This window comes from Methanoregula sp., from assembly GCF_041645475.1.
GTDB lineage: Archaea > Halobacteriota > Methanomicrobia > Methanomicrobiales > Methanospirillaceae > Methanoregula.
In genome coordinates this window covers 131,700-144,031 of the sequence record NZ_JBAZQA010000002.1, presented here as the reverse complement: position 1 = coordinate 144,031, position 12,332 = coordinate 131,700, and the positions used below count along the sequence as shown (strand labels likewise).

General features: G+C 54.3%; 16 protein-coding genes. 9 read left to right on the top strand and 7 right to left on the bottom strand.

What is annotated here, in order from left to right:
- Positions 1 to 6: 6 nt before the first annotated feature.
- From WC598_RS02605 to WC598_RS02595, 3 genes are all read left to right on the top strand, one after another.
- Positions 7 to 687 carry an ABC transporter ATP-binding protein gene (locus WC598_RS02605; RefSeq protein WP_372959908.1) on the top strand — a complete coding sequence of 227 codons (681 nt, stop codon included), beginning with the start codon at positions 7 to 9 and terminating at the stop codon, positions 685 to 687.
- The gene (locus WC598_RS02600) at positions 684 to 1,868 is read left to right on the top strand and encodes an ABC transporter permease (RefSeq protein WP_372959907.1); all 1,185 of its coding nucleotides are present in this window, start codon (positions 684 to 686) and stop codon (positions 1,866 to 1,868) included. Before WC598_RS02605 ends, WC598_RS02600 begins: the two co-directional genes overlap by 4 nt.
- 272 nt (positions 1,869 to 2,140) lie before the next feature.
- A complete protein-coding gene (locus WC598_RS02595; RefSeq protein ID WP_372959906.1) occupies positions 2,141 to 2,731 on the top strand; it encodes an acetate uptake transporter in 591 nt (196 codons plus the stop codon).
- Here WC598_RS02595 and WC598_RS02590 read toward each other — a convergent pair.
- Positions 2,720 to 3,253: a GNAT family N-acetyltransferase gene (locus WC598_RS02590; RefSeq protein ID WP_372959905.1), complete on the bottom strand. Its 534-nt coding sequence runs from the start codon at positions 3,251 to 3,253 to the stop codon at positions 2,720 to 2,722. The genes WC598_RS02595 and WC598_RS02590 overlap by 12 nt on opposite strands.
- Before the next feature lie 471 nt (positions 3,254 to 3,724).
- Positions 3,725 to 4,546 (bottom strand): class I SAM-dependent methyltransferase family protein, encoded by an 822-nt coding sequence (locus tag WC598_RS02585; RefSeq protein ID WP_372959904.1) that lies wholly within the window; start codon positions 4,544 to 4,546, stop codon positions 3,725 to 3,727.
- Between the two features lie 173 nt (positions 4,547 to 4,719).
- Between WC598_RS02585 and WC598_RS02580 the strand changes: the two genes are divergently transcribed.
- On the top strand, positions 4,720 to 5,319 hold the full coding sequence (locus tag WC598_RS02580; RefSeq protein ID WP_372959903.1) for an FkbM family methyltransferase: 600 nt from the start codon (positions 4,720 to 4,722) through the stop codon (positions 5,317 to 5,319).
- A gap of 95 nt (positions 5,320 to 5,414) precedes the next feature.
- Positions 5,415 to 6,080 carry a nitroreductase family protein gene (locus WC598_RS02575; protein WP_372959902.1) on the top strand — a complete coding sequence of 222 codons (666 nt, stop codon included), beginning with the start codon at positions 5,415 to 5,417 and terminating at the stop codon, positions 6,078 to 6,080.
- Between the two features lie 262 nt (positions 6,081 to 6,342).
- On the opposite strand, the gene WC598_RS02570 is transcribed toward WC598_RS02575, so the two are convergent.
- The 3 genes from WC598_RS02570 to WC598_RS02560 form a co-directional block, all read right to left on the bottom strand.
- Entirely contained in the window at positions 6,343 to 6,906 is a 564-nt protein-coding gene (locus tag WC598_RS02570; protein ID WP_372959901.1) for a hypothetical protein, read from the bottom strand.
- 97 nt (positions 6,907 to 7,003) lie between these two features.
- Complete coding sequence (locus WC598_RS02565) at positions 7,004 to 7,369, bottom strand: HEAT repeat domain-containing protein (RefSeq protein ID WP_372959900.1); 366 nt, start codon at positions 7,367 to 7,369, stop codon at positions 7,004 to 7,006.
- A 60-nt stretch (positions 7,370 to 7,429) separates the two neighbouring features.
- Positions 7,430 to 7,954 carry an RDD family protein gene (locus WC598_RS02560; protein WP_372959899.1) on the bottom strand — a complete coding sequence of 175 codons (525 nt, stop codon included), beginning with the start codon at positions 7,952 to 7,954 and terminating at the stop codon, positions 7,430 to 7,432.
- Positions 7,955 to 8,113: 159 nt separating this feature from the next.
- Between WC598_RS02560 and WC598_RS02555 the strand changes: the two genes are divergently transcribed.
- Positions 8,114 to 9,355, top strand: a complete 1,242-nt coding sequence (locus WC598_RS02555; protein WP_372959898.1) for a hypothetical protein — start codon at positions 8,114 to 8,116, stop codon at positions 9,353 to 9,355.
- A gap of 20 nt (positions 9,356 to 9,375) precedes the next feature.
- Here WC598_RS02555 and WC598_RS02550 read toward each other — a convergent pair whose 3' ends face one another.
- Together WC598_RS02550 and WC598_RS02545 are read right to left on the bottom strand one after the other, a co-directional pair.
- Positions 9,376 to 9,870, bottom strand: a complete 495-nt coding sequence (locus WC598_RS02550; protein ID WP_372959897.1) for a hypothetical protein — start codon at positions 9,868 to 9,870, stop codon at positions 9,376 to 9,378.
- A gap of 93 nt (positions 9,871 to 9,963) precedes the next feature.
- Positions 9,964 to 10,149 (bottom strand): 4-oxalocrotonate tautomerase family protein, encoded by a 186-nt coding sequence (locus WC598_RS02545; protein WP_372959896.1) that lies wholly within the window; start codon positions 10,147 to 10,149, stop codon positions 9,964 to 9,966.
- A gap of 887 nt (positions 10,150 to 11,036) precedes the next feature.
- Here WC598_RS02545 and WC598_RS02540 point away from each other — a divergent pair.
- From WC598_RS02540 to WC598_RS02530, 3 genes are read left to right on the top strand one after another with little or no spacing between them, the layout of a single operon-like run.
- Positions 11,037 to 11,327 carry a nucleotidyltransferase family protein gene (locus tag WC598_RS02540; RefSeq protein ID WP_372959895.1) on the top strand — a complete coding sequence of 97 codons (291 nt, stop codon included), beginning with the start codon at positions 11,037 to 11,039 and terminating at the stop codon, positions 11,325 to 11,327.
- Positions 11,324 to 11,671 carry a DUF86 domain-containing protein gene (locus tag WC598_RS02535; RefSeq protein WP_372959894.1) on the top strand — a complete coding sequence of 116 codons (348 nt, stop codon included), beginning with the start codon at positions 11,324 to 11,326 and terminating at the stop codon, positions 11,669 to 11,671. Before WC598_RS02540 ends, WC598_RS02535 begins: the two co-directional genes overlap by 4 nt.
- Positions 11,640 to 12,056, top strand: coding sequence for a nucleotidyltransferase domain-containing protein (locus WC598_RS02530; protein WP_372959893.1), 417 nt, complete (start codon positions 11,640 to 11,642; stop codon positions 12,054 to 12,056). The genes WC598_RS02535 and WC598_RS02530 overlap by 32 nt, the downstream gene beginning before the upstream one ends.
- Positions 12,057 to 12,332: the final 276 nt, after the last annotated feature.

The window sequence follows — 12,332 nt, the reverse complement described above, 5'->3', positions numbered from 1 at the left end:
CGGACTATGAGCACCACCCCCCTTATCCGGCTCGACGATGTGTCGAAAGTCTATCACCTGGAGAGTGGCGACTTTACTGCGCTCGACCACGTCACTCTCGACATCCAGGAAAATGAATTTATTGCCATCATGGGGCCTTCGGGCTCCGGCAAATCCACCATGATGAACCAGCTCGGGATCCTCGATGTACCCACGTCCGGAAAAATGTATGTCGACGGCCGGGATGTATCCGGCATGACCGCGCTTGAACGCACCCACATGCGCCGCGATATCATCGGCTATATCTTCCAGAAGTTTTACCTGATCCCGCTCTTAACCGCGTATGAAAACGTAGAGTATCCCCTCATCCTGAAATATAAAAAGCGGGATTCTTCCGGCAAAGCCGCTGCCGTTTTGAAATCCGTGGGATTTGACAGCGACATGAGTGCTCACCGGCCCAACCAGTTATCCGGCGGCCAGCAGCAGCGGGTTGCAGTTGCGCGGGCACTTGTCAACGAGCCCAAGATCCTGCTCTGCGATGAACCGACCGGCAACCTGGACCGGAAGACCGGCCACCAGATCATGGATCTCCTTGTCGGACTGCACCGCGAGGGAAAGACGGTCATTCTTGTAACCCATGACCCGAAGATCGCTGAATACGCTCATCGCACGATCGTACTTGAAGACGGGAGGATCGTGGAATCATGAAAGATATTTTCTTCGATCTCTCGGTCCGGAGTGTCCGCCTGAATTTTCTCCGCTCGCTCCTCGCCTCCATCGGCATTGTTATCGGCGTTGTTGCGATCTCCTCAATGGGAATGCTCGGGACGAACATGCAGCTTCAGGTAAAAGAACAGCTTTCGGCAAGCGCAAATACGATCTCGATAACCCCGGATGCCGTCCGGATGAGCCCCGGGTCAACCGCCTCGACGGGAATAGATAAAGCCCAGCTGAACGAGATCAAGGAGTCGTCAGGAAATAATATTGTCATACCCATACATCGGTCCAGTACGCATTTCACGGTAGGATCGACAAACGGGCGGGGGTCAATGTACGGGATGGACCCAAATGACGTAACCAAGTTTCTCACCATATCCGAAGGCGATGCCATCCAGGGTGAGAGTGATGCCCTGGTGGGATCTACCCTTGCAACAAACCTGGGCATCAAGATCGGCAGCCGCCTGAAAATAGGGGAGGATAACAAGTCGGTCACCCGCCCGGTTGTCCGGGTTGCCGGCATTCTTACCGCCCGGGGAATGACCGCTGACGGAGTCATGGCCGATAATGCCATCATTGTTTCGGATGACTGGTACACCTCCCACTTCGGCAATGAAAACCTGTATGACCAGGTGAACGTGATCGTCAAGAATGTCGACACCATACCGGATGTGGAAGCCGCGATCGATGACAAGGTTAACCGGAGAACCCAGGTTATCCGGATCTCCGATGCAAGTTCCCGTCTTTCAAACATCACATCTACGCTTAGCACGATCACGACCTTTATCCTTGCAATCGGCGGGATTTCTCTTGTTGTTGCGGCAGTCAGCATCTTCAACGTCATGATGATGTCCGTCAATGAGCGGATCCAGGAGATCGGGATCCTGCTCTCCATTGGTACGGAGAAAGGAGAAATACGCCGGATGTTCCTTTACGAGGCGTTTATCCTGGGAATCATCGGGGCCGTGTTTGGCGGGATCTGCAGTCTTATCATAGGGTACTCTGTTGTCGGGGCGATGATTGGGAGTACCGCGTATTTCTTCCTGCCCGAAAGTATCATTTATGTTCCTGAAGGAATGGCAATCGGCGTAATTGTCTGTGTTATCTCGGGTGTGTACCCTGCATGGCGGGCTTCGAATATGGATCCCATCGATGCATTGAGGGCTGAATAAAAAGTTCCCCCTGCAACCCAATCCGGGCCATCCCTTTTTGTGAACCCAGAGCGCACCATAAATTTGGAATTACCCTGCTGTATTTTTTAGATGTGGTGCGGCTCTAAAAATTTCAGAAAGAATCCGGTGTAATGGTCCCGATGAAATTGCAAGTGCCGATGCAAATTTTTTAATATTGTGCACCACAATTCTAATAGACTGGTGTAAATATACGGGGATTTTCTTTCAGTCCCGGTTTTACTGCACCAGAGGACACGTATTGAGAGGATTTCATGGAACACATTGAAGAAAAGAACCGGAACAATCTCTTTCTGAACGATAACACTGCCAACCCGGCACCCCTGGGACTGTGCTCATTCGGTATGACCACCCTGCTGCTCAGCCTGCATAATGCAGGCCTGACCGCCCTTTCAAGCCCCATACTTGCCATGGCCATCTTCTATGGAGGCATCATCCAGGTAATTGTCGGCATCATGGAATGGAAGAAGAACAACAGCTTCGGGATGCTCACCTTCGGCAGTTTCGGCTGCTTCTGGATCGCGTTTGCATCAATGCTTCTCCTTCCGGCCCTTGGCATTGCAAAGGCCCCGCAACCGGTTGATATTGCAGCATTCCTTGCCCTGTGGGGCATTTTTGCATTCGGGCTCTTCATCTGTACGCTCCGTATGCACCGGCTTCTCCAGGTCACGCTTGCCGCAGTCGTCATCCTGGTAATCCTCCTCGTTGCAGCCCAGTTAACCGCGAACCCCGCGATCCTTGTTGCCGGCGGAATCATGGGCCTCATTGCCGGTGGCCTGGCATTGTACATGGGCATGGGCCAGGTCATCAATGAAATTTACGGGAGCCGGGTCTTACCCGTCTGATTCCCCGACCTGTTTTTTTAAGATTGCATACACAATCTCATCCATCACAACCCCGTTTTTCGTGATTGCATCTTTGAGGACGGCTTCCCGCACAAAACCGCACTTTTCCAGGACCCGGGCAGAAGCCGGGTTGCACGAAAAGATTCCTGCCTGGATGCGGACGAGATCCGTTGTTCGGAAAACAACCGGGACGAGTGCCCGGACCGCTTCTGCGGTGATCCCCTGCCCCCAGCAGGATTCCGACAGCCAGTACCCGATCTCCCCGGTGCGGCAATAGACATCATCCAGCACATGGATACCGATCCCTCCCATGGCTTCACCCTTAACCTCGATTGCGAGAAAAAGGTTGCCGGCTCCCGGGGCCCGTTCAATAAACCGGTGTGCATCCTCAAGAGTATAGGGATGCGGGAATGCATCTCTCATGCCAGCTGCAACACGGGGATTATTTGCATGCCGGGCAACCGCCTCGGCATCCGAAGCCAACCAGGGACGGAGGATTGAGGTTGTTGTCTGAAGATACATGGCGGATCACGGAATTTTTATTGAGATTGGTACATGAGGTTCCATTCGTTTACCATATATGCATTTTTTCCGATGATAATTACAGGTTCACATATACTGCATCCGCGGCTCGCCACGATACCTGGTTTTCCGTGAACGGACATTTCCCACCATCAATGAAGATCATCACATCGGGGATATGGGGGAACGGGGATCGCGAACCAGAGGCGGAGTTACCCTGTTTTTAAAAGCACAAAATGTATAGATTACTTATTATTATCTATTGATCAGAGGTGTGCATACCCATGGGTTTACAGGACGAATCATTTCTTATAACGGTTTTTGATCCATCCTGCTCAGAATGCTGTTGCAATGACTGCGGTGCTGAGTTCACCTGGGACCGGGTCAGCCATCCCAGCTGCCCCTCGTGCAGCTCAAAAGATATCCGATCAGCCTGATTTTTTGTTCCATCCCCATCTGCAGAGTTGCTGGTCAGCCCACCCGTTTCAGGTCAAAGACCCACCGGGCCACAGCTGGTGCAACGTTACCACACTTCCGGACCCGGAGAACTTCATACCCGGTCCTGCCAAACAGGTCTTCCAGTACGGCTATCTCCCTCTTGTTGTGGAACGTATAAAAGTGAATCATCCCGCCGGGTTTCACGTGCGGTGCGAGCACGCCAAGGATCGAATCCATACCATAGGGGGTGGGAATGATAACCCGGTCAAAGATAGTGTCCTGGAGATGAGAGGGGTCAAACGCATCTCCCTCAATGGGAGTAACCCGGCCCTCGACACAGTTCCCGCAGATATTATTGCACAGCCACCGGAACGCATCCGGATTCTGTTCCACTGCCACAACGCGGGCCCCCCTCCGGGCGGCAGGAACCACAAAAGGCCCGACACCGGCAAACGGGACAAGAACCAGCTCACCGGGCCGGACCATACCGGCAACCCGCCTGCGCTCGGTTGACAGGCGGGGATTGAAGAACGAGGAGAGGATGTCCAGCTCGTACTCAATGCCGTATTCCCGGCAGGTGGTCACGGTATCCTTTCCTGCAAGAATCTCGTATCGTGCAGTGCGGCTGCTGCCATTGACCGGGGCGGTCTTGTTCAGCACCGTTTGTACCGAATGGCGATGCGAAAGGATAGCCTTTGCAATCGTGAATTTATAATCTTCAAGCAGGCGGGGGATCGCGATGACTGCAACGGTGCCGATCACCGTGTAATGGCCGGTCAGGAGAGGGAGGAGATCTTCGGGAACACAACCGGACACCAGGTCTTTGAACCCCATACGTACCGGAATAATCGGCATACGGGTAAAAAACCCTGTTCCTTTCTTAAAAAACCGTTGAGTACGCGAATTGTCCGGATTAACACCTGACGGGTTCATGCGGTAATTCATTGTTTCACGGATGATAACGGACGAGACACACGTGAGAAGAAATCTTTAATGGAGCGTTCTGCCCATGTCATTGACAGGAAAAAATGAATTTGCCTCAGAACGTTATCACGTCCGATAACGTGATCTTCTCAAACAGGAAGACTTCCTTCCGGCAGATTTTTGATGTGCCGGAATACCGGTTTGACGATATCACCCAGTCCGACCGCGTCCTCGATATCGGGGCCAACGTGGGAGCGTTCTGTATCCGGGCCGCCAGGCTCTCGTCACAGGTGACGGCGGTTGAACCCGTGACCTGCGGAATTCTTGAGGAGAACATCCGGACAAACAGTGCAGCCGTCAAGGTCATCCGGGGAGCCATCGGTGATGGAAAACCAAAAGAGATCTGCTGGGATGACTGCCGGGTGATTGCACCCACCTTCACCCTTGGGACGATCATCCGGATGGCCGGGGGGTGCGATTTTTTGAAATGCGATTGCGAAGGAGGTGAGTGGCTGATTCACCCGCCCGATCTTGCAGGAGTCCGGAGAATCGAGATGGAACTGCACACGCCGCCTATCTGCGGGATGACGAACCCGGCCCTGCTCGATTATATCACAAGGCACTATGACTTTGAGATCGAGCGAAAGCCCTGCCATGATGTGATGGGAGTCATGGGCGTGCTGCACGCAGAGCGGCTGGCCTGATCTGGCTCCCCTCCGGCAAGGTGGGGTTTCCCGTATTTTTTTCCCCGTGCCAATGTTCATGAGGCACTCCGCCCAACTGAATTATAGGATATTTTATGTGCACCGATATCTTCGAACAGAGAAATGTCTGCCTGGACCAGATTCTTGCCGAGCGCCGCTCATACCGGATGTTCACTTCGGAAGTTCCCGATGATGACGCTATCCGGCGCATCCTTCACGCCGGCCTGCTTGCCCCGTTTGCCGCAGCCGCGGTGGGCACATCAAAGGATTATTTCCGCCGGTTCTTTGTCTTAAGGAACGGTTCGGCAAGCCTCAATGCGGTAAAATCCCTTGCCATGGATCAGGTTGCCGTGATGGCGCAGGAACTGAAAGAGGGGATGGAAAAGAACCCGGCACTCCGCGAGAGAGCGGGATCCTTTGCGGATCGGCTGTCACTGATCCAAAAGCGGGGGCTCGTACCCGGGATCGGGACTGCCCCGGTGTACATTGTGGTTGCCGAGCGCAAAGGGTTCCCCCCGGTGGAGCTCCAGTCCCTTGCGCACTGCATGGAGAACATGTGGCTCAAGGCAACCGCCCTCGGGCTGGGATTCCACCTGGTATCCATTACCTCGCAGATGTCCCGGAGCGCGGAATTCTGCAGCATACTGGGCATACCCGCGGGCGAATGGGAACTGATGGGATGTGCGGTTGGCGTTCCTGCCGATGAACTCTCCCCCTCCATCAGGCCCCCGGTGGAAGATCTGACCCGGTGGCTGGATTAATCCTTACGGATTCCGGCCTCCGGGACAGAAAAACAACCTCATATTTCTCTGAAATCGTATCTTTTTTCGCAGTATCACACCTGAACAAGAGTAGTTCCTGTACCCGGAAAACTGCAATTTTCTTCATTTGGGTGAAAACCCGCATTCGTGCCAGTGTCAACAGGCAAAAAAAGATTTTTCTGATCTTGCATTCACGCAGGAAAACATTTCGGAAAATCCGCCCGGGCCAAAAAAAGGGAGTGGTCTTTCCGGTCTGCCGGGTTCATCCGGACGAACGGATCTCGATCTCCATGCCGCTTATCTTTTCGTAGGTCCTTTTCAGCTTGATGATGGGCCAGAGCTGGTAGAGCAATATCGTGACGGGCTCCCACATTGCCGCCCACCCGACAATCAGCAGGGTATCGGCAAGGAGCTGGGCAACCAGCTGGCTGCTGTACGAGGCTATCAGGAACCGGACAAAGAGGGCAATTGCCAGAAACCCGAGGCCGATCAGCATGGCACTCCTGCCAAACCGGAACCGGGACCGGAACTGCATGTCGGCAACCAGCATCCTGTACTGGAAGTGGTTATGGATTGCAGGAACTATCTTCTTTGCATCATTGCTGTCGGCAATGTCTGCAGGCAGGTGGATGATGATCCGGAACCGGGTTTTTGCCGGGAAGTCGTTGACGATATTGACAATATACTTTTCAGCATCAGAATCGAGTTCCTTCTCGTGGAACGGTGCGGGGTCGAACGAGTTGAACATCTGGAGGATCGAAGTGAGTTTGATCTCGATAAGAACCGTCCCGTTCTCGGTTTTATAGAGCGATTCGATCTTTTCCATGCCGGAACTCCTGCATTTTTATTCGGTGATCCATGCGATAAACCTGTCTTAATCCGGTTGGGTAACAAAGAGAGAGCCAAGGCCCGGAAAACCGGCTCTATCCCCGGGGTTCAGCCATTATCCGTTTGATCAATGCAATCGCTTCTTCGATTATCTCCTGCGCATCTTCGCGCTCCATGCGGTACAGGCGCTGGAGCGGCCGGAGTGCCTCGGGATCGCCGATCATGCCCAGCGCCCAGGCCGCCTTGAGCCGGACCCGGGCATCCTCGTCCCAGAGCGTATCGATGAGGGGCGCAACTGCGGCCGTATCCCCGATCCGTCCCAGCACTTCTGCTGCTTTCCAGCGGTTCATCTCATCGTCATCGGAGAGCATGCCGATAAAATGCCTCAGCCGTTCATCGCCGGATGGGGGTTCCGGATCGTTTAATCCACCCGCTGAAGAATTGAGCGCCGGCTCTTCCATAGTATACCGGAGCAGATCCTGTTACAAAAAGGTATGGAAAAAAAACGGGAGTGCAGGGAGTTACTCTTTATCCTTGACGTACAGGATCCCGGCAGGCTCCTTGTAGTCGGTCTTGATGACGATCGTGTTGGAAATCCGGTTGAAGACCCGGAGTTTTGTCTCGGGCATGGCAAACCACCCGATCAGGCAGTCGAGGATGAGGACGGGGACAAACGTCTTCCCGAAACTCTCTATGGCGGCCTTGCTGTAATTTATCCGGGTACCATCCCGGTTGACCACTTTCAAGTTCATCACCATCTTGCCGATGGACTGGCCCCGGAACCCTTCCATGACGGTCCAGTACAGGAAGAAGAAGAGGGTCTGGAACCCGACGGCAAACGGGTCCCAGTGGGGAATATCCCAGTAAAAGGGAAGAACCCAGACCGGTTCGAGAATGCCGTGAACGATATTCAGAAAAAGGGTGATGACAATGATATCGATGAGCCAGGCCCAGAACCGCATGCTCCATTTTGCCAGGTAGAGGGTTTTTTCCGGCGGAGTCTGGCTGATACAGACCGGCTCGGAAATCGGGGATTCTTCTGTCATATGTATGCATTGTATTTGCAGCAAAAGGGAATGAAGTTTACTCCCCGGGGCATATCACCGCCCGGCAGGAATCCTGCCCGCATCTTTCGCGAAACATACTTATTTGGCTAACGAAGAGCAATGTACGGAAAAGTACGCAAAGCCCGAAGGTGATCTCAAGTGGCAGATGCAGTCATAACCGAACATACAGGAAACCGGCATGGAAGTGTTGTCCGGTATTACCAGTACGGCAGCGGCGGTATACAGGTACTCGACGACCGGAAAACGCTCCGGCGCCTGTATCTCTTCGATCATGCGTCCAACATAATGACCGAGAACGACCCGGTCCGCCGGGACAAGATCCTCCGGCGGTTTGTTTTTGATCCGTACGGGATGCTTGAAGAAACCTTCTCATTTGGCGAGCGGCCCCGGACGTTCCGGTATGAGCAGGGATGCAGCCGGATCGCGGTCCGGGAGGGCGGGGATTACGGAGCGGTCGGGAAGACGTTAACGTTCGAGGAGAGCGGCGTGTCGGAGACCGGGTGGGGACGGGACGGCGCCATAGAACGGGTCTATATTTTTGACGGCAATGATGCGATCGTGGAGCGGGCCGGGGGCTGGTACGGGGACATTGACCGGACCATCGTCTTTGAGGGAATCCGTGCGTCGGTGTTCCGCGAGCCGGACTCTTTTCTCCAGTTCCTGATGTTCACCGAGTGGCACCCCCAGGAAGTGACTGATACGATAGACCGGGCAGCAGCCGAAGTCCGGCGCGGGAATAGTGCGCCCCCGGTTCCCAAAAGCCGGTATGCGTACACCGGCCCACGCCATGCGTCTGAGGACAGGGGCGAGGTCCGTGGCCAGGAACCGGTGCCGCGTATGCCGGCACTGCAGCGCGATGACCGGCCGGCCCGGAGTACCCCGGGCCGCATGGCAGATTCCGGTATTGATTTTATCCCGGATTCCGATGCGCCGGCACAGACCGTGTCCCGGAGTCCCCCGTCCCGGCGGAGTGACAGCATCCCGGTCGAGGAGCGCCGGCAGCAGCGCGACCGCGAGGTCCAGGACCGGTACACGAGCGTGAGAAGCGATGAGATAGCGCTCCAGGAACGGTTCGAGCGTTCACGCGGTGAGCGGGGCGAGTTATCCCTGGGAAAGAGTGTTGAGATCCCGCTCCAGGACCGTTTTGAGCATTCCCGGCAGGGCCGCGAACCGTTATCCAAGGGAAGGAGCGTTGAGATTCCCTTGGAGGAACGGTTCGGCAGTTCCCGGGAAGACAAGGAACCCCTCTCCCGGGGCAAGAGTGTCGATATTCCCCTGGAAGAACGGTTTGAGAATGCAAGGAGCGACCGCAAGAAGCTCTCGCAGGGGAGAAGCGCGGAGATCCCGTATGATGAGCGGCGGGGCGGAAGAGATCGCTGATCCCCCGGGTTTTTAAAAAATTACTTTTTTATCAGCAGGACCAGGGCCGCTGCACCGAGAAGCGGGGCGAGTCCTGCTGCGGCTTTCTGCGTTCCCGGTATGGCAGCGGGTGACGGGGACGCGGTTGGTGCCACGGAGAGGTTCCGGCTGATCGAACCGGCCTGGCTGCATTGTGCGACAACTTCGATATCATCGCCGGGCAACACCGCAACCGGGTACGTGTAGGTGAATGTATCCGGCGCCGGCTGGCGGGTGTACGTGGAGGTGTTCACCGCTTTTCCGTTGATGGACACCGCAACTTCCCGGATGTAATGCTCCTGGGGATTGGGAACCTGGTGGGTGATTGTGACCTGGAGATCCTTTGTGATCCCGTTGTAGGACAGTACCATGTCGGAGGGGGGATGCGCTGATACGGGAGAGATGATGAGAAATCCGGTCAGGATAATTACGAGGATACAGGCTGATGCCCGAAGGGTATCATGGAACGGGCTGGATCGGGTTGTGTTCTTTTTCATTGATTGCACCACTACCTGATCGTGGTCATCCGGCATCTTAAGCCTTGTTCTCTTCCGGATTATCTCACACGGAAAAAAAGCAAAAGGTGATGATTAAGGATCGCACCGGAGTTTTCCGGCGTTTGCGATATCTTCGGGCTCGTGCTCTTCGATAAAGATGGTCACGAGACCGGGCGTCACCCCAACGGTTGCAACAAGCGTATCAGTAAATTCCTGAACAATCCTGCGTTTCTGTTCCGTGGACAGGCCTTTTCGTATCTTTAAGATAATGACCGGCATCGTATAACCTCCCGGAATAATCTTTCGGCATCGTATTAATCGCAAATGGTTCTCCGGTTCGCGGCACCCGGAAATCTCTGTCCGGCGGTTCCGGAACAACGATTCGTATCCGGTTTTTGCCCACCCGGTTCTGCCCGGGATAGACCCATGTCCCTGTGCCTGACCCCTGCATCCGGTCCAGGTATCCCGCCGGGGTAATCCCGCTCCCGGAAGACCTGTACTATTCGGGGCCCGCAGCGGGCTTTGTTTGCCAAACGGACGATCCATCCATCCGGCTGGAGTGGAAACGATGTCCACGCCCACGGAGAAACCGGCAATTCTTAAGTATTTTCAAAAAAGAGCCAATTATAGCCCCACTTCAACCTGCAAAATAGCGGCCTTCCGGTGCCCCCCTTTTTCCGGCCGTACTTCAGGCTTGGTACATGAAGGAAACCCCTGTTTTCCGGATCGGGTTCATGCCGAAGGGAGGTTTTCACCGTCATGGAAACAGATCTTTCTGATATCGGGATCATGCGATCCGGCACCGTGGGGGGGCGGACGTTTGCAAACAAGGCCCGGAAAAAATATTTTTGCCCATGCCGGTTTTGACCGGGAAAAAATCCGGTGCAAATGTGACCGGCCCGGAAATTTTTTCAGCACGAACCGGTTCTGCCGGAAATTTTTTTTAACCAGAGCATTCCGATCCGATCACTCAAGCCGGCCGCGTGCGGTGGGGCGGGGCCGGGCTTGTGGGGGTTGGGCGGACCCGGGACCGGTTTAGTACCGGACCCGTCGTCAATTACCGAAACTGATGGCACTGATAATAAGTTCGGAACGGGTCGGAGAGGGAAGCAGGAGAAGACCATGCATTTTTTACCGTCCGAAGACTATCATCTTTTATCGGGACCATGACATCGGCTGAGGAGATACGAGAAAGCCTGCGGAAGTGCCTGCCGGAGATCCGTGAAAAATACGGCGTGACATCCATCGGTATCTTCGGATCCTATGCACGCGGAGAAGCAGCCCCGGCCAGTGATATCGATATTATTGTAGAATTCGACCGGCCGATCGGGTGGGAACTTGTTGACCTCGCCGATTATCTCGAATCTGTTCTCCATCACAAAGTAGACCTGGTCATACGGAGATCCCTTCACCCGCTCATCCGGGATACTATCCTTGCCGAGGTACAGTACGCATGACCGCCAGGTCTCCCGCATTGTACCTTTCAGAAATCCTCTCCTCTATGGATAAGATCGAACGTTACGTTGCCGGATTATCCTATGATGAATTCATTCTTCGCGAGCAGACTGTCGACGCAGTTGAACGCAACATCGAGAAGATTGGTGAAGCTGCGGCGGCGATCCCGGATGATGTCAGGGAACGGCACCCCGAAGTGCCCTGGAAAACGATCGTTGGGTTAAGGAACAAAGTAATTCATCATTATTTTGCCGTAGATCACGAAGTCATCTGGCAGATTGTCACGAAGAATATCCCAGCAACCCGGGGAAAGATTGCTGAGATCCTACGGGAATATTCCCGGTAATGGGATCCGAACGTATCACACGCGAGACGACGGAGATTCTTCCAGGGTTGAAGCAAAAGTCCTTGAAGCGGTACCTTTTTTTGGCGCTGTCGCAAGGGAAAACGGGATCCTTATCCACGACCTTATCGTGTTCGGGTCTTGTGGCCAGGGAACAGCATCGCCCCGCAGTGACATCGATATTGCAATCGTCTCTGCTGATTTCACCGGCAGGGATATTTTCAAACGGGCTCTTTTAACGAAAGATGCCGAGATCCAGACCGTGAGAAAATTCAGAGTTGCCCTCGATGTGCTCACCCTGACACCGGAAGAATATCAGGACCTGGCATCGCATATTGCCGGCGCAATCCGGAAAGGAATCATTGTGCCGGTTCCTTCATCTGCCTGAGATGATCCGGCACGAGTGTTCAGTCCCGGATCTTTTCTTTGCCTGCCCAATACAGCGGGGCCGGGCTTGTGGTGAGTGGGCGGACCCGGGGTCGGATTGGTGCCGAACCCGTTGTCAAGTGTCGGAGCCCGGGGCACTGAGCTGGGGCATGCAACCGAGGAGTTAAAATTTCCAAAGAGATGATAGGTTAGTGAGTCTCCCGCTTCCATTACGATCTCGAATGCCTCAAAAGCAAAAAGATTACGTTCATGAAAATCGGAAAAAATTCTTGAGTCA

Bases quoted from the DNA above. Each gene is read 5' to 3' on its own strand.
- WC598_RS02605 (WP_372959908.1), top strand. From the start codon at position 7: ATGAGCACCACCCCCCTTATCCGGCTCGACGATGTGTCGAAAGTCTAT.
- WC598_RS02600 (WP_372959907.1), top strand. From the start codon at position 684: ATGAAAGATATTTTCTTCGATCTCTCGGTCCGGAGTGTCCGCCTGAAT.
- WC598_RS02595 (WP_372959906.1), top strand. From the start codon at position 2,141: ATGGAACACATTGAAGAAAAGAACCGGAACAATCTCTTTCTGAACGAT.
- WC598_RS02590 (WP_372959905.1), bottom strand. From the start codon at position 3,253: ATGTATCTTCAGACAACAACCTCAATCCTCCGTCCCTGGTTGGCTTCG.
- WC598_RS02585 (WP_372959904.1), bottom strand. From the start codon at position 4,546: ATGCCGATTATTCCGGTACGTATGGGGTTCAAAGACCTGGTGTCCGGT.
- WC598_RS02580 (WP_372959903.1), top strand. From the start codon at position 4,720: ATGAATTTGCCTCAGAACGTTATCACGTCCGATAACGTGATCTTCTCA.
- WC598_RS02575 (WP_372959902.1), top strand. From the start codon at position 5,415: ATGTGCACCGATATCTTCGAACAGAGAAATGTCTGCCTGGACCAGATT.
- WC598_RS02570 (WP_372959901.1), bottom strand. From the start codon at position 6,906: ATGGAAAAGATCGAATCGCTCTATAAAACCGAGAACGGGACGGTTCTT.
- WC598_RS02565 (WP_372959900.1), bottom strand. From the start codon at position 7,369: ATGGAAGAGCCGGCGCTCAATTCTTCAGCGGGTGGATTAAACGATCCG.
- WC598_RS02560 (WP_372959899.1), bottom strand. From the start codon at position 7,954: ATGACAGAAGAATCCCCGATTTCCGAGCCGGTCTGTATCAGCCAGACT.
- WC598_RS02550 (WP_372959897.1), bottom strand. From the start codon at position 9,870: ATGAAAAAGAACACAACCCGATCCAGCCCGTTCCATGATACCCTTCGG.
- WC598_RS02545 (WP_372959896.1), bottom strand. From the start codon at position 10,149: ATGCCGGTCATTATCTTAAAGATACGAAAAGGCCTGTCCACGGAACAG.
- WC598_RS02540 (WP_372959895.1), top strand. From the start codon at position 11,037: ATGACATCGGCTGAGGAGATACGAGAAAGCCTGCGGAAGTGCCTGCCG.
- WC598_RS02535 (WP_372959894.1), top strand. From the start codon at position 11,324: ATGACCGCCAGGTCTCCCGCATTGTACCTTTCAGAAATCCTCTCCTCT.